Origin of the sequence: Pseudomonas huaxiensis (assembly GCF_003231275.1) — a bacterium.
Classification (GTDB): Bacteria; Pseudomonadota; Gammaproteobacteria; order Pseudomonadales; family Pseudomonadaceae; genus Aquipseudomonas; species Aquipseudomonas huaxiensis.
This window is the reverse complement of record NZ_QKVL01000009.1, coordinates 75,468-100,422: the sequence shown is the minus strand read 5'-3', so window position 1 is coordinate 100,422 and position 24,955 is coordinate 75,468. Positions and strand designations below refer to the sequence as shown.

The following is a 24,955-nucleotide window of genomic DNA, read 5'->3' as shown; positions in this document are numbered from 1 at the left end:
GATTTGCGCCAGCGGCTCAGGCGATCTGGATGTACAGCGAATAGCCGCCGAGCAACATCCAGAACCCGAGGAAGATCCACGGCGTGCGCAGCGAAAACAGCAGCGACTTGCGGTGACCGACGCGGGACGTCTCGGCTTCGCTGAACAGCGGCGATTCGTCGTAGGCCAGGCCCATCAGCGGGTCGCTGTGCAGCAGATGGCTCTGTTTGACCTGCCAGTGATCGATGATCCGGTACGCCGCATGAATCCCCGGCCATGCGTTCAGCGAACTCAATACCCCCAGCAGTGCGAGAAACGGGGGCACTACCATGGTGAACATCTTGCCCCACTCGGGGTTGAGGTTGGCCATGGACGACACGAAGGCGATCACCAGGAACGACTGGGCGGCCAGGTAGGCGTCGGTTCGGTTGGCGAGGATGCTGGTTTCGTACTGGATTTCGCGCCGGTAAAAGTCCAGACGCTCCTTGGGAGAACCGAACATCCGGGCGTTCTGGGCGTCGATCTGGTGATCGGGGGTGGCGGGCGTGATGATTCGGGGCACTCGGTAGCTCCTGTCCGTTGCGCGGGGCATGGGATGCAGGAGCGTTGTCGCACTGGATCCCACGCAGGTTGGGAATCCGCGACCCCGGACAAAGTTCACACGGGCGCCATTTCAGCGCACGAACATCACGGCATCAAGATGGCTTCGTGCACCTCGATGGAAGGGACCGGCACCCTGCCGCGCTGCCCATCAAGCCACTCGCGCATCTTGCGCGCATCGAAAATCTGCCCCTCTTCCATCATGCTGAGGATCAAGGTTTGAGACATCCGGTAACACCCGCATTGGAAACAACGCCGTTGTTCCCACCCCGGTGAGCATTCGATGGATTCAGCGCGACCCGCGCAAATAAGGCAACTCATGGATCCCCCTGGGTTGTTTTTGTGGTGGGAAAGGCACGTCTGTTCGTGCTTGTAACGAGAGAGCTTAGCCAAACCATGAGAATTCCGTGCCAGTCGGGGGGGCGACGGACGGTAATGGCCTGATCGCGCCGAGAGGGGCCGCGCGGGCGGCACTCGCTCTCAGCAGCCCGGCAGCCTCATCGGCCTGCGCGCTCGCCTTATATCTCCACCTGCGTGCCCAGTTCGATCACCCGGTTCAACGGCAGCTTGAAGTACTTGAGGTTGCTGTTGGCATTCTTGAGCAGGAAGGCGAACAGGTGCTCGCGCCACTTCGCCATGCCAATGCGGCTGGTCGGGATGACGGTCTCGCGGCTCAGGAAGTAGGTGGTGCGCATGTGGCTGAAATCCAGGTCGGTGCGCGGGCATTGGCTCAAGGCCAATGGCACGTCGGGCTCTTCCATGAAGCCGAAGTGCAGGTTGACCCGGTAGAAGCCCTCGCCATACGCCTCGACGTCGAAACGTTTGGCGGGGTTGACGCGTGGACGGTCCTCGAACACGACGGTGAGCAGCACCACCTGCTCATGCATGACCTGGTTGTGCAGCAGGTTATGCAGCAAGGCGTGGGGTACCGCGTCGGTCCTCGCGGTGAGGAACACCGCCGTGCCCTGCACCCGGTGCGGCGGCTGCGCCTGCAGGCTGCTGATGAACAGTGGAAGTGGCAGCGCGGTTTCGTCCAGGCGCTCGACGATGATCTTGCGTCCGCGCTTCCAGGTGGTCATCAGGATGAACAGGCCTATCCCGGCGATCACCGGGAAGGCGCCACCCTGGACGATCTTCGGCGCGTTAGCCGAGAAATACAGGCTGTCCACCAACAGGAAACCCAGCAGCAGCGGCACGGCCAGCCAGCGTGGTTTTTTCCACAACAGCAGCACCACGGCGGACGAAAGGATGGTGGTGATCAGCATGGTGCCGGTGACCGCCACGCCGTAGGCTGCGGCCAGGGCACTGGAAGATTCGAAGCCGATCACCAGCAGCACCACGCCGACCATCAACGCCCAGTTCACCGTGCCGATGTAAATCTGCCCCTGCTCCTGGCTGGAGGTGTGCTGGATGAACATGCGCGGGACGTAGCCCAGCTGGATGGCCTGACGGGTCAGGGAAAAGGCGCCTGAAATGACCGCCTGGGACGCAATGATCGTCGCCAGGGTGGAAAGCGCGACCATCGGCAGCAGCGCCCAGCCGGGGGCCAGCAGGTAGAACGGGTTGCGTACGGCTTCCGGGTTATCGAGGATCAGCGCGCCCTGGCCAAAGTAGTTGAGGACAAGACCCGGCAGCACCAGGCTGAACCAGGCCCGGGCAATCGGCTTGCGACCGAAGTGGCCCATGTCGGCGTACAGGGCTTCCGCGCCGGTCAGCGCCAGCACCACCGCACCGAGGATCGCGACGCCAATGCCCGGATGCACCACGAAAAACTGCACGGCCCAGGCGGGGTTGAGCGCCAGCAGCACCTCCGGGCGCTGCACGATGCCGTAGAGTCCCAGTGCGCCCAGCACCACAAACCACACCACCATCACCGGACCGAACAGGATACCGATGCGCGCGGTGCCGTGTTTCTGGATCAGGAACAACGCCACCAGCACGATCACCGATAACGGCACGACCCAATGGTCAATGCCGTCGAAGGCCAGTTGCAGGCCCTCAACCGCAGACAGCACCGAAATCGCCGGGGTGATCATGCTGTCGCCGTAAAACAGCGCTGCGCCGAACAGGCCGAGGAGCACCAGCGCCCTGCTCATTCTCGGAAAGGGTGCGGCGGCCCGCCGAGCCAGGGCGGTCAAGGCCATGATTCCGCCTTCGCCCTGGTTGTCGGCGCGCAGGATGAACAGCACGTATTTGATCGAAACCACCCAGATCAGCGACCAGAACACCAGTGACAGGATCCCCAGCACACCGTCGTGGCTGGGCTGAACGCCGTAGTGGCCGGAGAACACCTCCTTGAGCGTGTACAAGGGGCTGGTGCCAATATCGCCATACACCACGCCGGCAGCGGCGATCAGCATGCCGATGCCGGAGGTTTTGGCGTGATGGGAGGGTTCTGCAACGGTCAGTGCTTCACTCACGGGTGATTTCTCTGGGTTGAGGGGCTGACGCGGGCCCTTCATGAGCTGGTGTAGTTCACCGGAGGCGTCCGGGGGCGGAAAAAAACGCGCTCAGTATCGTTTTATGCGTTGGGGCGGGGCGTAAAAAACGCGTAAAAATTCGGGGCTTTACGCTGGTGTGACAGGCCAGTTCCCACAGCTCAATCATGAACCCTTGGCGAGCAAGCTCGCTCCCACAGGATCTAGCCAAGATGCAGGTTGTGGGTGCGAGCCTGTCGGGACGCCGAACCGTCGCGAAGGGCCGCAAAGCGGCCCCAACTGGTTTAACTGACTGGCATGAGCCGCAAGCGGCGCTTTATCTCTCAAGCAGGCTGTCGCAAATACTCCACCAGCCTCATCAACATCGCATCACACCCTTGCAGTTGCTCCAGGCTGACGAACTCATCCGGCTTGTGCCCCTGATCCATGCTCCCCGGACCACAGACCACCGTAGGAATTCCCGCCTGATCGAACAACCCGCCTTCAGTGCCAAACGCCACAGTGCCAAACTCACTGGAGCCGCTGAGCAGCGCCAATACCCGCGCCGCTTCACTGTCAGCCGGCGTCGCCAGCCCCGGATAGGCGCTCAGCGGCTGCAACCGTACCGACGTCTCCACCTGCACGGCGCGCATCTTCGGCAACAGTTCCGTTTCAGCGTAAGCGCCCAATTCATCGGCCACAGTCTGTGCATCGAAGCCCGGCAAAGCACGCACTTCAAAATCGAATTCGCACTCCGCCGGGACGATATTCAACGCCCTGCCGCCCTTGATCACGCCGGTCTGCACCGTGGAAAACGGCGGATCGAAACGCGCGTCATGCTGTTCAGGACGGGCCAGTCGATCACCGATCTCACCGAGCTTGCCAATCAGGCGCGCCGCGTACTCGATGGCATTCACCCCGTAAGGCGCGTAAGCCGAATGGCAAGCCGCGCCCTGCACCTGGCAACGCATCGCCAGCTTGCCCTTGTGACCCAGCACCGGCTTGAGTTCAGTGGGTTCGCCGATCAGGCACATGATTGGCTTGTGCGGACGCTGTTCCAGTGCCGCGAGCATGGAACGCACACCCAGGCAGCCGACTTCTTCGTCATAGGAAAACGCCAGGTGCACGGGTATCTGCAACGGCTCGGCAAGAAACGCCGGCACCGCCGCCAGCACCGAGGCGATAAAGCCCTTCATGTCGGCGGCGCCGCGGCCATAAAGGCGACCCTCGCGTTCAGTCATGGCGAACGGATCAAGGGTCCAGGCCTGGCCGTCCACCGGCACCACATCGGTATGCCCGGACAGCACGACGCCACCCCGACCCTGCGGACCGAGGGTGGCGAACAGATTGGCCTTGGTACCTTCGGCGTTATGGAACAGCTCGCTGTCCACGCCATGCCCGGCCAGGTAATCACGGATGAACGTGATCAATTCGAGGTTGGACTCCCGGCTGACCGTGGCGAAACCGATCAGCCGGCCCAACAGCTCACGGCTGCGGGTGTCACTCATCGCCGGGCACTCCGTAGCTGGGCGCGGCGGTGGGGTCGAGGGCGCGGGTGACGTAATCCTGCATCTGTGGCCGGTATGCCTGCCAGAGGGCGTCGAGCTGGCCGATCGGGTCTTCATCAGCCCAGTCCACCCGCAGGTCCACCAGCGGCCAGGTCAGTTCGCCCGCCACTTTCAGCGCCGCCGAATGCACCGGCCCAGCCTCGCCACCCGCTGCCATCGCCGCGTGCATGGCCGCCAGCAGGCGGTCGGCGAGCAGGCCGTGGCTGTTTTCGAAGGCCGCCACCATGGCCTCGATCACCTCGCGACTGGTCAGCAAATTACCCGCCGCCGCGCACTGCTCGCCGGCCACCGCGTTGTGCACACCGAGGGCTTCCTGGCCGGTGAACAGCGCCACCTGGCCATTGCTGTCGATCACCGTGACCTGGCGATATTCGCTCCAGCCGTTGGTCCCCAGCACCCGTTCCAGGGCAATGCCCGGCGCGAGTTGCTGGCCCTCCAGCAGATCGAGTATCTGTGGACCGAGGGCCGGCAGGGTGATGTTCTGCGTCGACACCGCACCCACGCCCGCGCGTACCCACGGGCAACGCGCGCCGACGGCGATGCTGGAAGAACTGATGGCGATGCCGAGCTGCCCGGACTCTGCGCAGCGTCCGATGATGGAAAAGGTCATGTGTGCTCCTTGAGGGCCGCCCGCGCGGCCACTGGTTGCGGCTGTTCGAGCAGATGGTGCGGGACGTCCGGCAACAGGAAAACGATTAAAAATATGCTTCGGGCATAGGAAAAACCTGTCTAGCCCGCCGCAAGGCCCGTCGCGCCGGGCCTTCGCTTTTTTGTCGGCAATCCCTCGCTAATTACTATTTTCGCGAAAAACCGCCCGTCCCTAGTCTGGCTCCAGGCAACGACGGCCCCACGACCGTCCCGAACAACAACGCCTACCAAACAGGGCATGGACATGACTTTGAACAACCTCGAAATCGACACCCTCGTCGTCGGCGCCGGACAGGCCGGCGTGGCCATGAGCGAACACCTGAGCAAACTCGGCGTGCCGCACCTGGTGCTGGAGCGCAACCGTATCGCCGAAGCCTGGCGCAGCGGCCGCTGGGACTCGCTGGTCGCCAACGGTCCGGTCTGGCACGACCGCTTTCCCGGCCTGGAATTCGACCTCGACCCGGACGCCTTCGCCGGCAAGGACCAGGTCGCTGACTACTTCGAAGCCTATGTGCGCAAGTACGACCTGCCGATCCGCACCGGCGTGGAGGTCAAATCCGTGGTGCGCAACGCCGACCGTCCAGGCTTCACCATCGACACCAGCGAAGGCGTGATCCGCGCCAACCGTGTGGTCGCCGCCACCGGGCCGTTCCAGCGGCCGGTGATTCCGCCGATCGCGCCGAAAGACGCCGGCCTGCACCAGATCCATTCCGCCGCCTACTTCAATCCGCAGCAGTTGCCCGAAGGTGCCGTGCTGGTGGTGGGCGCCGGCTCTTCCGGCGTACAGATCGCCGACGAACTGATGCGCGCCGGGCGCAAGGTCTACCTCTCCGTCGGCGCTCACGACCGGCCGCCGCGCAGCTACCGCAATCGTGATTTCTGCTGGTGGCTGGGTGTGCTGGGCGAATGGGACGCGGAGATCGCCAAGCCCGGCCGCGAGCACGTGACCATCGCCGTCAGCGGTGCCCGCGGTGGCCACACCGTGGACTTCCGCGCCCTCGCCCACCAAGGCATGAATCTGGTCGGCCTGACTCGCTCGTTCGACAACGGCGTCGCGTACTTCGAAGACAACCTGGCCGACAACATCCGCCGTGGCGATGAAAACTACCTGGCCCTGCTGGATGCCGCCGACGCCTACGTCGAGCGCAACGGCCTGGATTTGCCACTGGAGCCGGAGGCCCGTCGCCGCCTGGCCGACCCCGAGTGCGTGACGGCGCCGACTCTCGAACTGGACCTGGCCGTCGCCGGCGTCACCTCGATCATCTGGGCTACCGGTTACGCCGTCGATTTCAACTGGCTGAAAGTGGATGCCTTCGACGCCAACGGCAAGCCGAAGCACCAGCGCGGCGTGTCCGCCGAGCCGGGCGTGTACTTCGTCGGCCTGCCATGGCTGTCGCGTCGCGGTTCATCGTTCATCTGGGGCGTGTGGCACGACGCCAAGCATGTCGCCGGACACATCGCCACCCAACGCACCTACCTGGCCTACCGCGACCGCGACCAGCGCCAGGCCCCTGAAACCAGCGAATCCTCCACTGCCAAAGCCGACCTCATGGGAGTCAACTGATGCCTACTCACACCCGCGTGCGCATGTTCAACACCAAGGAAACCTACCCCAACCAGACCCTGGACAATGACCTGTGCCAGGCCGTGCGGGCCGGCAACACCGTCTATGTCCGCGGCCAGGTCGGCACCGACTTCGAAGGCCGCCTGGTGGGCCTCGGCGACCCTCAAGCGCAAGCCGAACAGGCGATGAAGAACGTCAAGCAACTGCTTGAAGAAGCGGGCTCGGACCTGTCGCATATCGTCAAGACCACCACCTACATCACCGACCCGCGCTTCCGCGAGCCGGTCTACCGGGAAGTGGGAAAATGGCTGAAGGGCGTGTTCCCGATTTCCACCGGACTGGTAGTGGCGGGATTGGCGCAGGCGGAGTGGCTGATGGAGATTGACGTAATCGCAGTAATTCCGGAGTAATTCATCGCGAGCAAGCTCGCTCCTACAGTGCGTGCTGTGAACTGTAGGAGCGAGCTTGCTCGCGATGGACCACAAAGCATCCATCAGCCCAACCGCGCCAACTCTTCTCGGCAGAAATCCACAAACAACTGCGCCGGCCGGGTCAACTGCATCCGCTTCAGCCTGGCGGTCACCAGCCCGGACATTTCCACCGGTTCGGCAATCTCCACCGCCACCACTTTCTGCCCGTCATAGGTGCATTCGGAACTCGGCCGGGTTACCAGCAGCGAGAACCCGAACCCCTGCCCCACCATGCCGCGCACCATCTCGATCGACGGCGAGCTGAAAACGATATTCGGCGTCAGGCCCAGGTCGTTGAACAGGCTGACGAAATACGTACGGCTCGGCGCCACGTCCAGCAGGATCATCGGTTCCGGGCACAGGTCACGCAACGAGACCTGGCTCTGGCTGGCGAAACGGTGCTTCTGCGGCAGCAACACATAGGGTTTCTGCGGCGGCATCAGCGGCTCGGTTTCGATGGTGTTGTCGAGGTAGTGATCGTAGAGAAACGCGAGGTCAAAGGCGCCCGAGGTCAGACCCTGAATCAGTTCCTGTTGCTCGCCGTCGCGCATGCGGATATCCACGCCCGGATAGCGCTGGCGAAAACCGGCGATCAGCCGCGGCAAGTACAGCGGCGCGACCGTCTCGAACACACCGATATCGATTTGACCGGCCACGGTGTCGTTGTCGGCCAGGGCGTTCTGTTCGAACTCGCGGGCCATCTGCAAGAGCAATTTGGTCTTGCTGTAGAAGCGCTTGCCGCTGGGCGTCAGGGACACGCCCTGGGCGTGGTGGCGAATGAACAGTTGCACGCCGAAGCTTTCTTCCAGGCTCTTGATCGCCGTCGAAATCGACGGCTGCGCAATGTAGAGCTGACGTGAGGCCTCGGCAACGCTACCGGCCTCGACCGTGGTGACGAAGTACTTGAGTTGTCGCAGGGTGTAGGAAGCCACGTGAACCTCTCCTGGCCGGCTGCCGGCTCCGTCCCGCAGCAAGGTGGGTCGATGAAGCTGTCACCTTACCGTAGACGTGGGATGACAGCTTGGCCGCCAGGATAGGTTTTTCCTACCCTTGGAAGATATTTTTCCTTGGGTCATTGCCAGGCCGACAGGCTGTCTTCGGGGCCGTCGGCGTTGCGCCGGAAGAACTCACGCAGGTGCTCGATAAACAACGACACCTTGGCTGACAGGTTCAAGCGCTCCAGATACACGGCGTAGATATCCGCCGGCGGGGTCTCGTAGTCGCCCAAAACTTCAACCAGTTCCCCGGAGCGCAGGTAGCGCGCCAGGTTCCACTCGGCGCGCATGAGGATGCCGTGACCGTCCAGCGCCCATTTCAATGCCACTTCACCGTCGTTGGTGCTAAGCCCACCGTGCACCTTGACCGACTCCGACTGCTTGCCGCGACTGAAACGCCAGGCGCCGAAGGCCAGGTCGTTCTGGCGCAAGACAATGCAACTGTGCCGCGTCAGGTCCTTCGGTGTTTCGGGGTGGCCATGACGCTCCAGATAGGCCGGCGTGGCGCACAGGCGGCGGCGGTTGCTGGCGATCTTGCGGGCGATCAGCCGTGAGTCGGGCAACTCGCCAAAGCGAATGGCAACGTCGGTGGCGTCGTCCGGCAGGTTGATCGGCCGGTCGGTCAGTTGCAGTTGCACCTCGACCTCTGGGTGACGCCTGACGAACGAAGAAATCGCCGGCCCGACATGGGTGCGGCCGAAACCCAGTGGCGCGTTGACCCGCAACAGCCCCTTGGGCTCGGCGCGGCTACTGGAGACTTGCTGCTCCATTTCCTCGATCTCGCCGAGGATGCGCTGGGCATTGACCAGGTACAGCTCACCTTCGGCGGTGAGGCTGATGCTACGGGTGGTGCGGTTGAGCAGGCGCACACCCAGGCGCTGCTCCAATTGGGCCAGACGCTTGGATACCGCCGGCGGGGTCAGGTTGAGCTCTCGCGCCGTGGCCGCAAGGCTGCCCAGGCGCACCAGCTGGACGAAAAACGCCAATTCCGAGACCGGACTCATTAGTAACCTCAGGTAAACAATGTAGTTAATTTCATTGTATTACCACATTTCAGAAAAACCTTTAACTTTGCCTCCCGTGATTACCCACACGAAATCTGGGCTCTCCTCCCGGTGGCAATGCCTCGCCGCCGACGGACAGCCCGGCCGCCAACAAAAAAATCCGACTCACAACAATAAAGCGGAGAAAAACGGCCATGCGATTCTTAGGAAAGCTGTATGTCCAGGTTCTGATCGGCGTGACCATCGGCATTGCGCTCGGTGTGTTCTGGCCCGAAGTCGGCGTTGACCTCAAGCCTCTGGGCGATGCCTTTATCAAACTGATCAAGATGGTGTTCGCACCGATCATTTTCGCCACGGTGGTGCTCGGCATCGCCAAGATGGAGAACATGAAGGAACTGGGCCGGGTCGGTGCACGCGCACTGATCTATTTCGAGGTGTTGTCCACCTTCGCCCTGGTGCTGGGGCTGGTGGTGGTCAACCTGGTTCAGCCCGGCCAAGGCATGAACATCGACCCGGCGACCCTCGATACCAAGAGTATCGCCAGCTACACCTCGGCCGCGTCTGCCGGCTCTGGCAGCTTCACCGACTTCCTGCTGCATATCATTCCCGCCAGCGTGACCGACGCCTTCGCCAAGAACGAGATCCTGCCGATCCTGCTGTTCTCGACCCTGCTCGGTATCGCCCTGGCGCACCTCGGCCCGCGCGGCAAGCCGGTAGTCGATGTGCTGGAGTCGTTCTCCCACGGCATGTTCCATATCGTCGGCATGGTGATGCGGGTCGCGCCACTGGCGGCCTGCGGCGCGATGGCGTTCACCGTCGGCAAGTACGGGCTGGGCTCGATCGTCTCGCTCGGCAAGCTGATGGCAACGATGTACGTCACCTGCTTCCTGTTCGTGACCATCGTCCTCGGCTTCGTCGCCCGGCTGTCCGGCTTCAGCCTGTGGAAGTTCCTCAAGTACCTGAAGGAAGAGCTGTTCACCGTGCTTGGCACCAGTTCGTCGGAATCGGTGGTGCCGCAATTGATGGGCAAGCTGGAAAACGTCGGCGTGTCCAAGCCGGTGGTGGGCCTGGTGATCCCGTCCGGCCTGACCTTCAACCCCGATGGCCAGTGCATCTACTACACCATGGCCGCCATCTTCATTGCCCAGGCCACCAACACGCCGCTGAGCCTGACCGACCAGTTGATCGTCCTCGGCGTGTTGTTGCTGACCTCCAAGGGCTCGGCAGGGGTGACCGGCTCCGGCTTCATCACCCTGGCCGCCACCCTCGCCTCCCTCGGCAGCATTCCGGTGGCCGGCATGGTCCTGTTGCTGGGCGTGGACCGCTTCATGTCGGAAGCCCGCGCCATCACCAACACCATCGGCAACGCCGTCGGAACCATGGCCATCGCCAAATGGGTTGGCGCCCTCGATACCGAACGCATGAACCGCATGCTGGACGGCCAGGCCGAGCCGGTTCAGCAGTGCCAGAAAGAAGAATCCCCCGCGTTGAATCAGACCGTGAAATCGGCAACCACCGTCAGCGGCGCATGAACGCCGCTGCCCGGAAACCCGCCTTGTGATGCAGTAAGGAGAACAAAAGTGGATAAAGAAGCAGCAGTTGAGTCGCTCACCGACACCATGGCGAAATTCACCGCCTACATCGGCAAGCGCCTGCCCAAAGACGTGAAAGAGAAAACCGCCAAGCTGCGCGCCGCGGAAACCAACCCGCTGGCCATCGCCGTGTACGACTCGATGGCCGAGAACCAGGAGTACGCCGACAAGCTCGACCGTCCGAGCTGCCAGGACACCGGGGTGATTCAATACTTCATCGCCGCCGGCGCGCGTTTCCCGCTGCTCGGCGAGCTGGAAGGGATCATGCAGAACGCCACGCTGGAGGCCACTATCAAGGGCCCGCTGCGGCATAACGCGGTAGAGACGTTCGACGAGAAAAACACCGGCACCAACACCGGCTCGAAAATCCCGTGGCTGGACTGGGAAATCATCCCCGACGCCGACTACGCCATTGTCGACGTATACATGGCGGGTGGCGGCTGCACCCTGCCCGGTTCGGCCAAGGTATTGATGCCCGGCCAAGGCTACGAAGGCGTGACCGAGTTCGTCTTCGACGTGATCACTTCCCGCGGCGTCAACGCCTGTCCTCCCCTGCTGGTTGGTGTCGGCGTATCGACCTCGGTGGAAACCGCAGCACGCCTGTCCAAGCGGGCCATCCTGCGCCCGGTGGACTCCAGCCATCCCAACGCCAACGCCGCGCTGATGGAGCGCCTGCTGGAAGACGGCCTCAACGAAATCGGCATTGGCCCGCAGGGCCTGACCGGCAACAGCAGCGTTATGGGCGTGAACATCGAGTCCTCGGCGCGCCACCCCTCGACCATCGGCGTGGCGGTGTCCACCGGCTGCTGGGCCCATCGCCGCGGCAAGATCCGCATCAATGCCGACCTGTCCTACGACATCCTGTCCCACGAAGGAGTAGTCCTGTGAAAAAGATCCTCAATACCCCAATCAAGGACGAAGACCTGGCCTCTCTCAATGTCGGAGACGTGGTCTACCTCACCGGCCAACTGGTGACCTGCCGCGACGTGGCGCACCGGCGCCTGATCGAACTCAAGCGCGAACTGCCGGTGGACTTGCGCGGCGGGGCAATCTTCCACGCCGGCCCCATCGTCCGGAAGAAGGACGACGGCAGCTTCGAGATGGTTTCCATTGGCCCGACCACCAGCATGCGCATGGAGAAGTTCGAGAAGGAATTCATCGAACAGACGGGCGTGAAGCTGATTGTCGGCAAGGGTGGCATGGGCCCGGAAACCACCACCGGTTGCCTTGAAAACAAGGCGGTGCATGCGGTGTTCCCCGGTGGCTGCGCGGTACTGGCGGCGACCCAGGTCGAAGAAATCGAACGGGCCGAATGGCAAGACCTCGGCATGCCGGAAACCCTCTGGGTCAACCGCGTGCGTGAGTTCGGCCCGCTGATCATCTCCATCGACACCAAAGGCAACAACCTGTTCGAGCAGAACAAGGCACGCTTCAACGAACGCAAGGGCTCAGTGATCGAGAAGATCAACAGCCAGGTGCGCTTCATCAAGTGATCCCCCGCCCGGTCATGGCCCACGCAGCCTGGCCGGGCGTCTTTTGAACAACGCAACCACCCGAGATCGCCATGCACAACGCCAGTCCCCTTGAACTGCGCGAGCGCTTTCGTGGCCTGCTCGCCGGCCACATGAGCTTTCGCACCGCCTCCGTCTTTGACCCGCTGTCCGCCCGCATCGCCGCCGATCTTGGCTTTGAGGTCGGCATCCTCGGTGGCTCGGTCGCTTCACTGCACGTCCTCGGTGCCCCGGACATCGCTTTGCTCACCCTGAGTGAATTTGTCGAACAGGCCACCCGAATCGGGCGCGTCGCGCGCCTGCCGGTGATCGCCGATGCCGACCATGGCTACGGCAACGCCCTCAACGTCATGCGCTGCGTGGCAGAACTGGAACGTGCCGGTGTCGCCGCCCTCACACTGGAGGACACCCTGCTGCCGGCACGTTTCGAAGAGCCGTTATCGGAGTTGATCAGCGTCGAGGAAGCCATTGGCAAACTCCGCGCCGCGCAACGTGCCCGCAAAGACTCCGGGCTGGCTCTGATCGCCCGTACCCATGCCGGTGCACAATCGCTGAAACAGGTGGTCCAGAGGACCCGCGCCTACCAGGACGCGGGCGCCGATGGTATCTGCCTGATGGGCGTGCGGGATTTTGAGCACCTTGAAGCCATCGCCGACGGTTTGCGGGTACCGTTGATGCTGGTGAGCTATGGCACCGTCCAGCAGTGGGATGAACAGCGCGTGGCCCGCCTCGGTGTGCGCATCGTCGTGGACGGACACGCCGCCTGCTTCGCCGCGATCAAGGCCACCTACGACACCCTTCGCGCGCAGCGCGGACTGGCCACCGACACCGTACTCAAGCCTTCGGAACTGGTGGCGCGGTACAGCGGCGCAGAGGAATACCTGGGGTTGGCGCGCGAGTATATGGGGGTGATTGCCTGAGCCGTATTGAGGGGTGATTTCAAGGGCCCCACAAAATCTGTCACCCACCCTCTACCTCAAATCACCACCTTCGCCACCTGCTCCTGCAACTGCCGCGACACCCGCTTCAACCCCTCACACGCCTCCCCCGTCTGGCGCAGGGTCTGGGTGCCGGTGGAGGCGGCATCGTGAATGCGGGTAATGCTGCGGTTGATTTCGTCCGCCGTGGCCGCTTGTTCCTCTGACGCACTGGCGATCTGGAAGGCCATCTGGCTGACCGTCGCCGCCGACACGGTAATGCGCTCCAGCGCCTGCCCGGCACGAGCCGAAGCCTGCACCGGGTGCTGCGCGGCGGCGACGTTGGTGCCGATCTGGCCCGCCGCTTCGCTGGCGCCCGCCTGGACCCGGGTGATGATTTGCTGGATTTCCAGGGTCGATTTCTGGGTACGCATGGCCAGGCTGCGCACTTCGTCCGCGACCACGGCGAAGCCACGCCCGTGCTCGCCCGCGCGGGCGGCTTCGATGGCAGCATTGAGCGCCAGCAGGTTGGTCTGTTCGGCAATGGCCGAGATGACTTCCAGCACCTGGCCAACGCTGCCGGAATCGGCGGCCAACTGGTCCACCACACGGCGGCTGTCATTCAGGCCGTCAGCCAGTACGCCAATGGCGCTGACGGTTTCGTCCACCGTGCCACGCCCCTCGCTGGCGTGACGCTCGGCTTCTTCGGTGGCACGGGCGGCGACGCTGGCGTTCTGCGCCACTTCCTGCACGGTGCAGACCATCTGGGTCATGGCCGCGACCACGCTGTCGGTTTCCTGTTGCTGGGCGGCCATGTTGTCCTGGGCAGTGCGGGTGATGCGGCCGAGGTCGTCACTGGCCTTGGCGATGGCCTGGCTGGCGTCGACCACACTGGCGGTGACGTCATGGGCCGCCAGGACCAGGCTGTTGAAGCTGCGCGACACCTGGCTCAGTTCGTCATTGCCGTCCACCGGCAGGCGCAGGGTCAGGTCGGTGTGGCCTTGGGTGGCGCGGGCCAGGGCATCGACGGTGTCGTTCAGCGGCCGGGTGATGCTGCGGATCAGTAACCAGGCGAACAAGCCGATGGCCAGCAGGGCAAGGCCGACGATAAAGGCCGGCACGCGCAGCACCTGGTTGACTTCGTCACGCACGTCCTGCGGATGGATGCCGCTGGCCAACACCCAACCCCAAGGCTTGAACAGCAACACTTCCGAGACCTTGAACTCGGCCTGGGCGCCATTGGCTCGCGGGAACCAGTACTCCACCGTGCCGCGGCCGAGGGTGCGCGCCTTGTCGATCATCTCGCGGGAAAACAGCTTGCCGTTGACGTCCTTGAAGTCCGCCAGTTGCTTGCCCACCAGCGTCGGCGCGGTCGGGTGCATGAGCATGCGGTGGTCGAGGTCGAGGACCAGCAGGTAGTTGTCGCCGAGATAGCGGATGGTGCTCACCGCCTGCAGCGCCTGGCGTTGTGCTTCTTCCGTGCTCAGATGACCTTCGCTGGCCTGGCGCTGGTAGTGGCCGAGAATATTCGAGGCGGTGTTCAGTGCGGTACCGACGCCGGCCATTTTTTCGCTGAGCAAGGTGCGCTGCAGGGTCAGCCCCAGCCAGCCGCTCAGGCACAAGACAAACAGGGAAATACACGCAACCAACAGGGTGACACGCGTACTGATGCGGAGTTTTCTCAACCCGGACATGAAATGCCTCGTTCTTGTAAGAGTAATGGCAGAGGTATGGCCTGCGGCCGCAAACATACACCAATGCATTCACAAGAAACGAGAAAAATAGAAAAGGATTAGCGAATTTGCTAATCAACAAATCGATTTACATTCATAACAGTATTCAAACGCTAGCAATCAACCGTTGGCTTTGTCCTGATCGTCCTTCGGCGGCCAGACCAGCCGCAGGTGCGGCTGGGGAGTTCGCAGGCGCTGACGATTCTCGCTGAGCACGCGCAACCGCGCCTCCAGCCGCTCGGCTTCGGCTGCCAGTTGCTCCAGGGCCTCCAGCAGTGGCTTGGCGGACTCGGCATCCACCGGCTCGGGCCGCTGGGCGACACATTTCATCAGGTCGTGATAACGACGTATCAGCGCTTTGAACAGGATCACTCTTACCTCCGGCACTACGCGTGGAGGCCCTCGGGCCGTGGACAAGCCTTCAATCGTGTTTCCAGCCGTGCGGCCTTGCGCGCCAGCTCATGGCTGGCGGCGCTGACCTGGCGTGAGCGCCAGGCCGAGGTCTGCGCGAGTTGTTCGATAGTTGCCAGGGCACCCTCAAGCTCATCAGCCGCGCGCCCCTGGGCCTCGCAATCGCGAGCAATCAGCGTGCCGCACTGGCTGATGCTGCTCGCCGCATCGCTGATCCCGGCCAGGGCGAGGTTGGCACTGTAGGTCTGATCGCGGCTTTCCCGGGCCAGCGCCCGGACGTCCTGCACCATCATCGCGCCCTCGGCTTCGGCACCGCTCGCCGATTTGTCCATTGAACGGAACGCCATCAGCATCGCACTGAGCCCGGCCTGGCCCTTGCGCGCCAGGCGCAACGACTGGCGTGATTCGTTGCCGACCTGCTGCGCCGTGCCGGCCAGTTTCAGAGCTTGCGCCTTGATCCGGGCGAAGGCCGGTGCGGTGTGTTCAAGCTTGCGCTGCTGTTGTTGCAAAGCGATGTCGCAACCGTCAGTGAGGACGTTGAGGCGCGCAGCCAACTGTGCCAACAGCAACGTATCGTGATGCAGCGCGGACAGGGTTTGGCGCAGCCTTTCCACCTCACGCCGCGCCGTGCGGAGCCGCGCCGTCTGCCAGCAAGCCAGCATCAGCAACAACACACACAAGCCCGCCGTCTTGCCGAACACAATCACCTGCGGCGCACTCAAGGCTACGGCGGACAGGGCAAGCAGGAGGACAAAGCGTGGAATGGAGATGGGAGACCTCGGCGGGGGCGCAAACGTGTGCGGGCTATTGTCCGTACTTTCGCGGCGAGCTTTAACCCCGTGCCGGCCGAGGGATAAATGAAAGGGCTGCATGGATAAAGGAAACTAGCTGCTGCCCTCGTCCCGATACCGCCCCGGCCCCATCCCGAACCACCGCTCACAGGCCTTGTTGAACGCACTCTGATGACGGAAACCCACCTGGTAGGCGATCTGCTTGAAGCTCAGGGTGCTGCTGCGCAGCAGGTTGTGGCTGTCGCGCAGGCGCACTTCATCGACCAGTCGTAAAAAGCCGTGGCCTTCGCTTTCGAGGCCGCGACTGAGCTGGTGCTGGCTCAGCCCCAGGCCCTCGGCCACACCCGCCAGGGTCACCGGCCGGCCTTGGGCGAAGTATTCGCTGATCACGCGCCGGGCCCGCAGGCTGAAGGCATCGCTATCCAGTTGCCGCTGCCACTGAGCCAGGTACTGGCTGTGCACCGCGTGCAGCGCCGGGTCGTGGGTGGCCACCGCGAGCTGGACATCAGCGTGACTGAACAGCAACGCGTTCTGCGCCGCGCCGTAGTGGATTTCAGCACCGTAGAGCGCTTCGATGGCGCGGGTGTCGGCCGGTCGCGGGTAGCTCAGTTCCGCCCGTAACGGCCGAATCGCCCGCCCCGGCACCAGCCAGCACAACAAGCCGAGGGTGATGGCCGCTATGGCATCGATGAACACTCGCGACAACGGCGGCTGCTCGGGGTCGGTCACGACACCCACCAGACGCACGCCCTCGACCCGCTCCTCGATGAACAGGCAGAAGCCGGTGCCAATCAGGTGGTGAAACTCGGCCATGGCCGTCAATACGCTGCCGATCGTCGGACTGGACATCAGCGCATAGCCCAACGGCCCGAGGTTGGCCGGATGGGCGTGGTGGAAGGCACGCAGGCCGATGTCCGGGTCGCCGCTCAGGGAACTGGCCTGCTCGAACAACGTGGTAAGCGAAGCGAGTGAAATAAACGTCGGCCCGGACGCCGCCAGCAGCGGCTCGCCAAGGCGCCGGCAAAGCGCTGCCACAGCGGGATCAGACTCACCGAGCGCGGCAAGAATCGCGCCGGCGAAAGTTCGCGAAAGGGTGTGCATGAAAGGCCCACGCAAGAAGTTGGTCTACCAGATTAAGGTCGGTCATCTGACAGCAAAGTGGCTCATTTTACCCGGCCAAGTACTGCTTACTGGAAGACCGTAAATGGAGTAAGGCTTTCCCTGATGCGGGTTTCAGGCTGATAGGCAAATGCCATCAATCGATTCCAAAGTGGAATTAGTTGTCATACAATTATTGGTAATGATTCTCAGTATCTAATCTTAATAATTCTTAACTGAACGATGAGTCAGCAGGCTGATAGAACAAACGCGAATCTCCAGTGAAGGAGCGGTGAATGCGGGTATTAGTAGTAGAGGACGACCCTTCGGTCAGCCATTGGCTTGGTTGCAAGCTGCATGCGTGCGGGCATAACTGCCGGCTGATCGACAACGGCGAATGTGCCTTGCAGATGATCGGCAACGAGGTCTTCGATGTGGTGATTCTCGACCGGATCCTGCCAAAGATGGACGGCATCGAAGTGCTGCAACGGCTGCACGGCCAGAATCGTCCGCCGATCCTGATCCTGTCAGCCAACGACCAGAGCAGCGACCGCGTCGAGGGCCTGCGGGCCGGCGCCGACGACTACCTGGGCAAGCCCTTCGACTTCAACGAGCTGCTGCTGCGCCTGGAACTGCTGGCGCGGCGTCACCAGCGCCAGGTGCCGAGCGAGATCCTGCAGATTCAGGACCTGCGCATCGACCTCGCCAGCCGCCGGGTACAGCGCGGCGAAAAAGCCATCGACCTCACCGACAAGGAATTCAAGCTGCTCCAGGTGCTGGCTGAACACGCCGGGCAAGTGGTAACCCGCGGCATGCTGCTGGAGAAGATCTGGGGCTACAACTTCGATCCACAGACCAACCTCATCGACGTGCACCTGTCCAAGTTGCGCACCAAGCTGGAAAAAGGCTTCGAGCACCCGCTGATCAAGACGGTAAGGGCGATCGGCTATGTCCTGGGCTAGCTTTCGCCCACTCCTCGCCACCAGCAGCCTGCGCCAAGCCACCACCATCGCCTTCATCTGCCTGTTGTTCTCGCTGATCTCCATCGTGCTGAGCAACCAGTTGCTGGAGGTCGTGATGCGCAGCCATGTGCGCGACATGATCCTCAACGAGGTGCGCAGCGGGCAGTTGCAAGGTCGCTTCGACGATGCCGCGCAGTTGGCCTGGTCGCTGCAGCATCGCCAGTCACTGGAGGTGCGCAAGGAACACCAGGCGGTGGTCATCGACCGCCACGGTCGACTGCTGCTGGGCAACCCCGATTACCTGCCCGACACCAGCCGCCCGGTCACCGGCAAGCCGCGCTGGCACCACATGACCCTCACCACCCGCAACGGCTACACCGCGGAAATTCTCGGGTTGTCGATTCCGCTACCAGATGGCGGTCAGTACTTCAGCGCCTTCGACCTGCGGCCGATGCTGGAGCGCACGCGGATCATCCCGCTGGCCACCGGCGCCGGGTTGCTGCTGTTGCTGTTGTCGATTTTGATCACCGCCCTGCCCTTCGGCCTGCACAACCTCTACCGCATCAACCGCATCCGCGATGCGCTGGTGCGCTACGCCAACGGCGACTACACCGCCCGCGCGCCGACCACCCAGCAAGGCGACGAATTCGACCAGTTGGGCATGGAGATCAACCACGGCCTGTTGCGGATCAACAAGCTGATGGACGAGGTCAAGCACATCACCAGCCATATCGCCCATGAGCTGCGCACACCGCTGACCCGTCTGCAAAGTCGCCTGCTCACCGCCAGTGAAATGCTCGAAGGCCCGGCCCGCGAAGAGTTGCTTTGCGCGGTGCAGGACAGCGAGCGGATCCAGAACCTGTTCCGCGCGGTGATGCGGATCGCCGAGGTGGAAACCGGGCGCATGACCTGCCACTTCCAGACCATCGACGTATACGAGTTGCTGCACGACGTCACCGATTACTACCAGCCCCTGGCCGAGCAACGCGGCTGTCCGCTGCGCCTGGACGTGGCCCGTGACTGTCAGCTTTACGGTGACCGCGCCTTGCTGTTCCAGGCCCTCGCCAACCTGATCGACAACGCGCTCAAGTACGCGCCACCGGGGCTGCCGATCACCCTGCGCGCGCAGTCGCGCAACGGCCATGGCGAACTGCAGGTGCGCGACCACGGCGCCGGCATCGCCGCCGCTCAGAGCGAGCGGGCGATGGAGCGTTTTCAGCGCCTCGGCGAAAGCGCCGAAACCCCCGGCCACGGCCTCGGCCTGACCCTGGTGCGGGCCATCGCCGAGCTGCACGGCGGCGAACTGCGCCTGGGCGACAACCGCCCCGGCCTGATCGCCACCCTGTGCGTGCGCCGTCAGCGCCTCGGCCCGGCGGGCGAGGTTCGTTAAGCATTCTTAATGGTTGTCGCCTTGCTCGCCAATTGAGAATAAATCTTAATATCGCCACGCCCCGCCGGGGGCTTTCCTCCCCCCAACCCTGTTCCCGGAGACTGTTCATGACCCCACGCATCCGTGCCTTCCTCAACGACGAAAGCGGTGTGACCGCCATCGAGTATGGCATCCTCGCTGCCGCCATGGCCGCGGCCATCGGCATCATCTTTGGCGAGGACGGGGTGTTCATCAAAGCGCTCAAGGATCGCTTCGCCGCCATCGGCAACCAGATCAACGGCGACAAGGGCGGCGCCGCGCAGTAAGCCGGCCAGCCAGTCCAGATGAACAGCACTTACGCCCTTATCGTCCTGCTCCCCGCACTGTGCTGGGTGATCTGCTCGGACCTGCTCTATCGCCGCATCCACAACCTGCTGGTGGTGCTGTTGCTGCTGGTCTGGTGCGCCTTGCCGCTGTTCGCGGTGCTCGGCCTCGGGCCCTGGGCCGGACTCTCCGGCCAGGCGCTGCTGAACCAGACCGGCAGCGCACTGTTCGGCGCGGCGCTGGTACTGGCGGTGGGTTTCATGCTGTTCAACCTGGGCCAGGTCGGCGCCGGCGACGTCAAGTTGATGACCGTGCTGTGCCTGTGGAGCAGCGGCAACCAGATGGCGTTCCTGATCGTCACGGCCCTGGCCGGCGGCATCCTCGCCCTGGCCATGCCGCTGCTGACGCCACTGGAACAGATCGTCGCGTTGCTCTGGCAACGCCTCGGCGCACGCTTCCCGGTGCTGGCCATCGCCACGCCCACGGTACTCACCAGCGACCGCCCGCAAGGCCTGCCCTACGGCCTGGCCATCGCGACCGGCAGCTTCTACACCCTGCTGTTTCCCATTCACTCCTGACGACCGGTTGAACCATGAAAACCCCTTCCGTCCTCCTGCTGGCAGGCGCTTTGACCCTGGCTGGCGGCGCTGCCCTGCTGGCGCGCGTCTTGCTCGCACCGCCCGCCGCGCCCGTCGCAGCCAAGGCCCCTGAAGCCGCCCCCGTCTCCGTGAGCAAACTGGCGGTGCTGGTCGCTACCCGTGAACTCAAGCCCGGCCAGTTCATCGACAGCAGCCTTGTGCGCTGGCAGGAAACCGAGGCCGAACTGCCGGCCGAACAGGTTTACCTGCGTGGCCAGGACGACCTCGGCCTGGTGGTCGGCGCCACTGTGCGGCGCACCGTCGCCGAGGGCCAGCCGGTGTTCGCCAACGCCCTGGTGCGTCCCGGCGAGGCGGGCTTCCTGGCCACCGCGCTGACCCCGGGCATGCGCGCCCTGACCCTGCCCACGTCGGCAGTCGCTGCCGGCCAGGGCCTGGTGGCACCGGGTGACCGCGTCGACATCATCCTGGCGCTGAACAAGGAAGCCCTCGAAGGCCGCGAATCCGTTGGCGCGCCAATCTTCCCGCCGCCGTACGCAGCCCAGACCCTGCTGCGCAACGTCCGCGTACTGGCACTGAACCGCAGCGCCCGTGACCTGACCCAGCGCAACGACCGCGCCAAGACCCCGGCCACGCCAGGCAAGAAAGAAGAACACCCGTACTTCGACAGCGTCACCGTCGAAGTCACGCCGCGCCAGGCCGAGCGCCTGTCCCTGAGCAAGGAAATCGGCGTATTGCAACTGGCCTTGCGCAGCAACCGCGAAGAGAGCGACAGCCTGCCCCGCAGCGGCAGCCGCGAGGTTACCCGCCTGGCCCAGACCACCGACCTCTACCCGGCCAAGGCCGCGCCCCCGGTCATGCTCTATCGCGGCGGCACCACCGAGATCGTGCTGCCCATCCACTGAGGCGCCCGCCCCTCCCGACCGTGCCCGCACCCCGGGCATTGACTGGCCTTTCCGGAATTCCTGACGATGAAGTTCGCCCCTGCCTGCTCCCCCCTGTCGCTGTCCTGCGCGCTGGGCCTCGGTTTGTTCTGCGCCCTGCCGCTGCGCGCCGAGGTCGTGGTGCTCGACCCGCCGCTGCAACTGCCGCCGCAATATGAAGAAGTGGCCCAGCCGGTGGACACCGAAGCCTACGCCAGCGAGGCCGAATACCCTGTCGCGCCGGCGCCCAAAGTCGCCGCGCCACGCCTGCCGGCAACCCTGACTGAAGTTCGCGAAACCCGCGACCTGCACCTGCTGCTCAAACAGGGCCGGTTGCTGCAACTGCCCAAGGCGGCGAGCAAAGTGCTGGTGGCCGATCCGAAGATCGCCAGCTATCAGGTGCCGACTCCCGGCAGCGTCTTCGTGTTCGCCGAAAGCGCCGGCGCCACCACGCTCTACGCCCTGGATGCACAGGACCAGGTGATCGCCGCGATCCGGGTGATCGCCGACTACGACCTGGATGCCCTGAGCAAGCAGATCAGCGCCGAAGTACCGGGAGCCAAGGTCGAGTTCGGCCCGTCCTCGGCCAAGGGCCTGGTGGTGCGCGGCAATGTCCGCACGCCGCAGCAGGCGCGCCAGGTGATCAGCGCGGTCGAAGCCTACCTCGGCTCGCCCAGCAGCAGCCCCAACGGTGGCGGCGCCGCCGGCAGCGACGGACCACGGGTGATCAACCAGCTCAAGGTCGAGCTGTCGGCCCAGGTCAACCTCAGTGTGCGTATCGTCGAAGTCTCGCGCAGCCTCAGCTCCGAGCTGGGCCTGAACTGGGAAGCGACCCTCAAGGACGGCAACTACTTCTTCCGCAACGCCCGCAGTCTGTTCGACGCCACCACCGGCGCATTTACCGGCGGCACGGCTACCAACGCGGTAGCCGGCGGCTTCCACCGCTATGGCTCGACCACCGTTTCCGGCCTGCTCACCGCCCTGTCCCAGGACGGCCTGGCCACGGTGCTGGCCGAACCCAACCTGACCGCCATGTCCGGCGAGACGGCGGGTTTCGCCGCCGGTGGCGAGGTGCCGATCGTCATCACCACCAACAACAACATCACCATCGAGTACAAGCAGTACGGCGTGATCATGCGCATGACCCCCACCCTGCTCTCGCCCAACCGCATCAGCCTGCACGTGGCCCCGGAGGTCAGCGACCTGTCCGACGAAGGCGCGGTGGAGCTGCAAGGCAACGTGATCCCCGCGTTCAAGGTGCGCCGCGCCGACACCACGGTGGAACTGGCCAGCGGCCAGAGCTTCGCCCTCGCCGGCATGCTGCGCAGCAACAGCGCCCAGCAGGTCAGCGGCGTTCCCGGCCTGAGCAGCATCCCCGGCCTTGGCCGCATGTTCGAGACCCACACCTCCAGCCAGGCCGACACGGAGCTGGTGATCATCGCCACCGCCTACGTCGTCGAGCCCACCACTGCGGGCGAGTTGCAAACCCCGGGCCGAGGCCTGCGCTCCCTGGATGCGCAACTGCCTGCCCAGGCTTCCGCCGGCTACCTGTACTAAGTTTCGGAGCACTTCGCATGCACGCCGCCAAACCCCTGTTCGTCGCCCTGTCCCTCGCGCTGTTGCTGGGCGCCTGCGACCGCAACGTCAACAACCAGCGTATCGCCCCCTACGCCCCACAAAGCCCGCAGGCACCGATCCGTGCCGTGCCGTCGGCGATGGTCGCGCACCTCACCGCCACCGCCGGTGGCGGCATGAGCCGCGAGTCGCTGGCCGACCTCAACACCCTGCTCGCCCGCCAGGGCCGCCTCAGCCAGCAGACCCTGACCTTGCGCCCGTCCACACCGGTTGGCGAGCAGGTCGCCAAACGCCTGAGCGAGGTGCTGACCCAGCTCGGCGCCCGCCAGGTGATCGTCGCCCCGACCCAGCTGGACAAAGCCCAGGGTGCCGACCTGCAAGTGGTGTCCGAAGCGCTGGTGGCGCAGATCCCCGATTGCACCATCAGCGACCCGAGCCGTTCGGCGGTCAAGCCGTACCGCGCCATCGGCGACCTGGGCTGCGCCAACCGCGCCAACATCGCCCGCATGGTCGCCGACCCGCGCGACCTCAACCGCGCGCAAAGCCTCGAAGGCGCCGACGGCGTCGCCGCGGTGAACGCCGTCGAGCGTTACCAGCGCCACGAGACCGTGGAACTGCTGGACATCAACTTCAACAAGGACTGACCGGGAGCGAGCCATGAACGACACCACGCGAGTCACCCCGCCCGGCAACGACGTGCAACCGGTGCTGCTGTACGCCGCCACTGCCGCCGACGCCGAACTGTTCGGCCAGTACCTGCAACGCCTCGGCCTGCCGGCGCAACTGGCCCGCGCCGGCGGATTCGCCGCCGCCCTGGAAGGCTGCCGCGAGCACGCGGCGCCTGAAGTGCTGGTGGTTGATCTCGACGGCCAGGCCTCGCCGCTGCAAGCGGTGGCCGAACTGGCCCAGGTCTGCCCGCCGGACTGCCGCCTTATCGCCCTCGGCAGCACCCACGACCTGAACCTCTACCGTGCGTTGCTGCACAACGGCGTACAGGACTACCTGTGCAAACCGGTGCCCCTCGACCAGTTCGCCAACACCCTGCGCCGCGCCCGCGATCCGCATGACAGCCAGCACCCCGGCAGCCGCACCGGCCGCACCATCGCCATCACCGGCGTCAGCGGTGGCCGCGGCACCAGCACCGTGGTCGCCGGCATTGGCCAGTTGCTCGCCAGCCAGCGTCACAGCAGCAGCGCCGTGGTGGACTTCGACCGCGGTCGCGGCGACCAGGCCCTGCTCCTCGGGCATGACGGCGACGCCGGCCTCGCTGCGGCGCTCGGCACCGCGCAGATCGACTCGCGTTTCCTCGAACGGGCCCTGGCGCGGATCGACGAACGCCTCTATTTGCTCGGCCAGCAACCCGACCTGCGCGCCACCGACGGTTTCAGCGGCGAACACCTGCTCAACCTCGGCGCCAGCCTCTGCCAACTGTTCAACCAGGTGATCTGGGATTTGCCCAGCGGCCGCTGCCACGGCGCCCTGGAGGTACTTGAGCATGCCGACACGCGCATCCTGCTGTGCGACTTCAGCGTGCAGGACGCACGCAACTGCCTGCGCCTGCTGCGCGAGATCGGCGACGAGAGCAATGGTCAGCGCCTGCTGCTGGTAGGTAACCCGGTACGACCGGGTCACCTGGACCTGGTGGAGCGCCAGCAGTTCGAAGACTTTGTCGGGCACAAAGTGGACCTGATCCTGCCCCACGCCGGCAGCGTGATCGCCGACAGCCTGCTCGCCGGCCCGCTGCAAACCGCCCGCGCCCCGGCCTTGCAACAGGCACTGCTGGACCTCGCCGACCTCGCCTGCGGACGAGTTCCGAGCAGCGTCCCGGCAGCCAGCGGCAACCTGATCCTGCGTCTGCGCCAGGCCCTGGGCCGCGGCCGTCGCGCCGCCTGAAGCGAGGAACCGGCC

The 24,955-nt window shown here is 64.3% G+C and carries 24 protein-coding genes and 2 pseudogenes; 14 read left to right on the top strand and 12 right to left on the bottom strand.

The window, feature by feature from the left end; translation table 11 throughout:
• Nucleotides 1-16 precede the first annotated feature (16 nt).
• The 5 genes from DM374_RS12980 to DM374_RS12965 form a co-directional block, all read right to left on the bottom strand.
• Nucleotides 17-541, bottom strand: coding sequence for a hypothetical protein (locus DM374_RS12980; protein ID WP_110970185.1), 525 nt, complete (start codon nucleotides 539-541; stop codon nucleotides 17-19).
• Between the two features lie 125 nt (nucleotides 542-666).
• A complete protein-coding gene (locus DM374_RS33460) occupies nucleotides 667-807 on the bottom strand; it encodes a hypothetical protein (RefSeq protein WP_175650860.1) in 141 nt (46 codons plus the stop codon).
• Nucleotides 808-1,097: 290 nt separating this feature from the next.
• On the bottom strand, nucleotides 1,098-2,999 hold the full coding sequence (locus tag DM374_RS12975) for a potassium transporter Kup (RefSeq protein WP_157969691.1): 1,902 nt from the start codon (nucleotides 2,997-2,999) through the stop codon (nucleotides 1,098-1,100).
• A 341-nt stretch (nucleotides 3,000-3,340) separates the two neighbouring features.
• Nucleotides 3,341-4,504, bottom strand: coding sequence for an acetylornithine deacetylase (gene argE, locus DM374_RS12970; protein ID WP_110970184.1), 1,164 nt, complete (start codon nucleotides 4,502-4,504; stop codon nucleotides 3,341-3,343).
• Nucleotides 4,497-5,174: a DUF1028 domain-containing protein gene (locus DM374_RS12965; RefSeq protein WP_110970183.1), complete on the bottom strand. Its 678-nt coding sequence runs from the start codon at nucleotides 5,172-5,174 to the stop codon at nucleotides 4,497-4,499. Before DM374_RS12965 ends, argE begins: the two co-directional genes overlap by 8 nt.
• Nucleotides 5,175-5,456: 282 nt before the next feature.
• Between DM374_RS12965 and DM374_RS12960 the strand changes: the two genes are divergently transcribed.
• Nucleotides 5,457-6,776 carry a flavin-containing monooxygenase gene (locus tag DM374_RS12960; RefSeq protein ID WP_110970264.1) on the top strand — a complete coding sequence of 440 codons (1,320 nt, stop codon included), beginning with the start codon at nucleotides 5,457-5,459 and terminating at the stop codon, nucleotides 6,774-6,776.
• Nucleotides 6,776-7,186 carry a RidA family protein gene (locus tag DM374_RS12955; RefSeq protein WP_110970182.1) on the top strand — a complete coding sequence of 137 codons (411 nt, stop codon included), beginning with the start codon at nucleotides 6,776-6,778 and terminating at the stop codon, nucleotides 7,184-7,186. The genes DM374_RS12960 and DM374_RS12955 overlap by 1 nt, the downstream gene beginning before the upstream one ends.
• Before the next feature lie 83 nt (nucleotides 7,187-7,269).
• On the opposite strand, the gene DM374_RS12950 is transcribed toward DM374_RS12955, so the two are convergent.
• Nucleotides 7,270-8,178, bottom strand: a complete 909-nt coding sequence (locus DM374_RS12950; RefSeq protein WP_110970181.1) for a LysR family transcriptional regulator — start codon at nucleotides 8,176-8,178, stop codon at nucleotides 7,270-7,272.
• 140 nt (nucleotides 8,179-8,318) lie between these two features.
• The gene (locus tag DM374_RS12945; RefSeq protein ID WP_110970180.1) at nucleotides 8,319-9,245 is read right to left on the bottom strand and encodes a LysR family transcriptional regulator; all 927 of its coding nucleotides are present in this window, start codon (nucleotides 9,243-9,245) and stop codon (nucleotides 8,319-8,321) included.
• Between the two features lie 194 nt (nucleotides 9,246-9,439).
• On the opposite strand from DM374_RS12945, the gene DM374_RS12940 reads away from it, so the two are divergent.
• The 4 genes from DM374_RS12940 to DM374_RS12925 all read left to right on the top strand — a co-directional run bounded on the left by DM374_RS12940 (nucleotide 9,440) and on the right by DM374_RS12925 (nucleotide 13,268).
• Nucleotides 9,440-10,777, top strand: coding sequence for a dicarboxylate/amino acid:cation symporter (locus DM374_RS12940; RefSeq protein WP_110970179.1), 1,338 nt, complete (start codon nucleotides 9,440-9,442; stop codon nucleotides 10,775-10,777).
• A 48-nt stretch (nucleotides 10,778-10,825) separates the two neighbouring features.
• Nucleotides 10,826-11,725, top strand: coding sequence for a L(+)-tartrate dehydratase subunit alpha (ttdA, locus tag DM374_RS12935; RefSeq protein ID WP_110970178.1), 900 nt, complete (start codon nucleotides 10,826-10,828; stop codon nucleotides 11,723-11,725).
• Nucleotides 11,722-12,330, top strand: a complete 609-nt coding sequence (gene ttdB / locus DM374_RS12930; protein ID WP_110970177.1) for a L(+)-tartrate dehydratase subunit beta — start codon at nucleotides 11,722-11,724, stop codon at nucleotides 12,328-12,330. Before ttdA ends, ttdB begins: the two co-directional genes overlap by 4 nt.
• Before the next feature lie 71 nt (nucleotides 12,331-12,401).
• Nucleotides 12,402-13,268 (top strand): isocitrate lyase/PEP mutase family protein, encoded by an 867-nt coding sequence (locus DM374_RS12925; RefSeq protein ID WP_110970176.1) that lies wholly within the window; start codon nucleotides 12,402-12,404, stop codon nucleotides 13,266-13,268.
• A 56-nt stretch (nucleotides 13,269-13,324) separates the two neighbouring features.
• Here the strand turns inward: DM374_RS12925 and DM374_RS34320 are convergent.
• From DM374_RS34320 to DM374_RS12900, 5 genes and pseudogenes are all read right to left on the bottom strand, one after another.
• A pseudogene (locus DM374_RS34320) lies at nucleotides 13,325-13,918 on the bottom strand (methyl-accepting chemotaxis protein); the annotation flags it as partial.
• Nucleotides 13,919-14,194: 276 nt separating this feature from the next.
• A pseudogene (locus DM374_RS34315) lies at nucleotides 14,195-14,830 on the bottom strand (cache domain-containing protein); the annotation flags it as partial.
• Between the two features lie 288 nt (nucleotides 14,831-15,118).
• Nucleotides 15,119-15,370, bottom strand: a complete 252-nt coding sequence (locus DM374_RS12915) for a hypothetical protein (RefSeq protein ID WP_110970174.1) — start codon at nucleotides 15,368-15,370, stop codon at nucleotides 15,119-15,121.
• Nucleotides 15,371-15,384: 14 nt separating this feature from the next.
• Entirely contained in the window at nucleotides 15,385-16,131 is a 747-nt protein-coding gene (locus DM374_RS12910) for a hypothetical protein (protein ID WP_157969690.1), read from the bottom strand.
• A gap of 162 nt (nucleotides 16,132-16,293) precedes the next feature.
• The gene (locus tag DM374_RS12900; RefSeq protein ID WP_110970171.1) at nucleotides 16,294-17,301 is read right to left on the bottom strand and encodes an AraC family transcriptional regulator; all 1,008 of its coding nucleotides are present in this window, start codon (nucleotides 17,299-17,301) and stop codon (nucleotides 16,294-16,296) included.
• Nucleotides 17,302-17,594: 293 nt separating this feature from the next.
• On the opposite strand from DM374_RS12900, the gene DM374_RS12895 reads away from it, so the two are divergent.
• From DM374_RS12895 to DM374_RS12860, 8 genes are all read left to right on the top strand, one after another.
• Entirely contained in the window at nucleotides 17,595-18,260 is a 666-nt protein-coding gene (locus tag DM374_RS12895; protein WP_110970170.1) for a response regulator transcription factor, read from the top strand.
• Entirely contained in the window at nucleotides 18,247-19,650 is a 1,404-nt protein-coding gene (locus DM374_RS12890) for a sensor histidine kinase (protein ID WP_110970169.1), read from the top strand. The genes DM374_RS12895 and DM374_RS12890 overlap by 14 nt, the downstream gene beginning before the upstream one ends.
• A 107-nt stretch (nucleotides 19,651-19,757) precedes the next feature.
• Nucleotides 19,758-19,955 (top strand): Flp family type IVb pilin, encoded by a 198-nt coding sequence (locus DM374_RS12885; protein ID WP_095158855.1) that lies wholly within the window; start codon nucleotides 19,758-19,760, stop codon nucleotides 19,953-19,955.
• Nucleotides 19,956-19,973: 18 nt separating this feature from the next.
• Nucleotides 19,974-20,531 carry an A24 family peptidase gene (locus DM374_RS12880; RefSeq protein WP_110970168.1) on the top strand — a complete coding sequence of 186 codons (558 nt, stop codon included), beginning with the start codon at nucleotides 19,974-19,976 and terminating at the stop codon, nucleotides 20,529-20,531.
• A gap of 14 nt (nucleotides 20,532-20,545) precedes the next feature.
• Entirely contained in the window at nucleotides 20,546-21,454 is a 909-nt protein-coding gene (gene cpaB / locus DM374_RS12875) for a Flp pilus assembly protein CpaB (RefSeq protein WP_110970167.1), read from the top strand.
• A gap of 66 nt (nucleotides 21,455-21,520) precedes the next feature.
• Nucleotides 21,521-23,029, top strand: a complete 1,509-nt coding sequence (locus tag DM374_RS12870; RefSeq protein WP_110970166.1) for a type II and III secretion system protein family protein — start codon at nucleotides 21,521-21,523, stop codon at nucleotides 23,027-23,029.
• 17 nt (nucleotides 23,030-23,046) lie between these two features.
• Nucleotides 23,047-23,691 (top strand): CpaD family pilus assembly lipoprotein, encoded by a 645-nt coding sequence (locus DM374_RS12865; RefSeq protein ID WP_110970165.1) that lies wholly within the window; start codon nucleotides 23,047-23,049, stop codon nucleotides 23,689-23,691.
• A 13-nt stretch (nucleotides 23,692-23,704) separates the two neighbouring features.
• Complete coding sequence (locus DM374_RS12860; protein WP_110970164.1) at nucleotides 23,705-24,940, top strand: AAA family ATPase; 1,236 nt, start codon at nucleotides 23,705-23,707, stop codon at nucleotides 24,938-24,940.
• The last annotated feature ends 15 nt before the right edge of the window (nucleotides 24,941-24,955 follow it).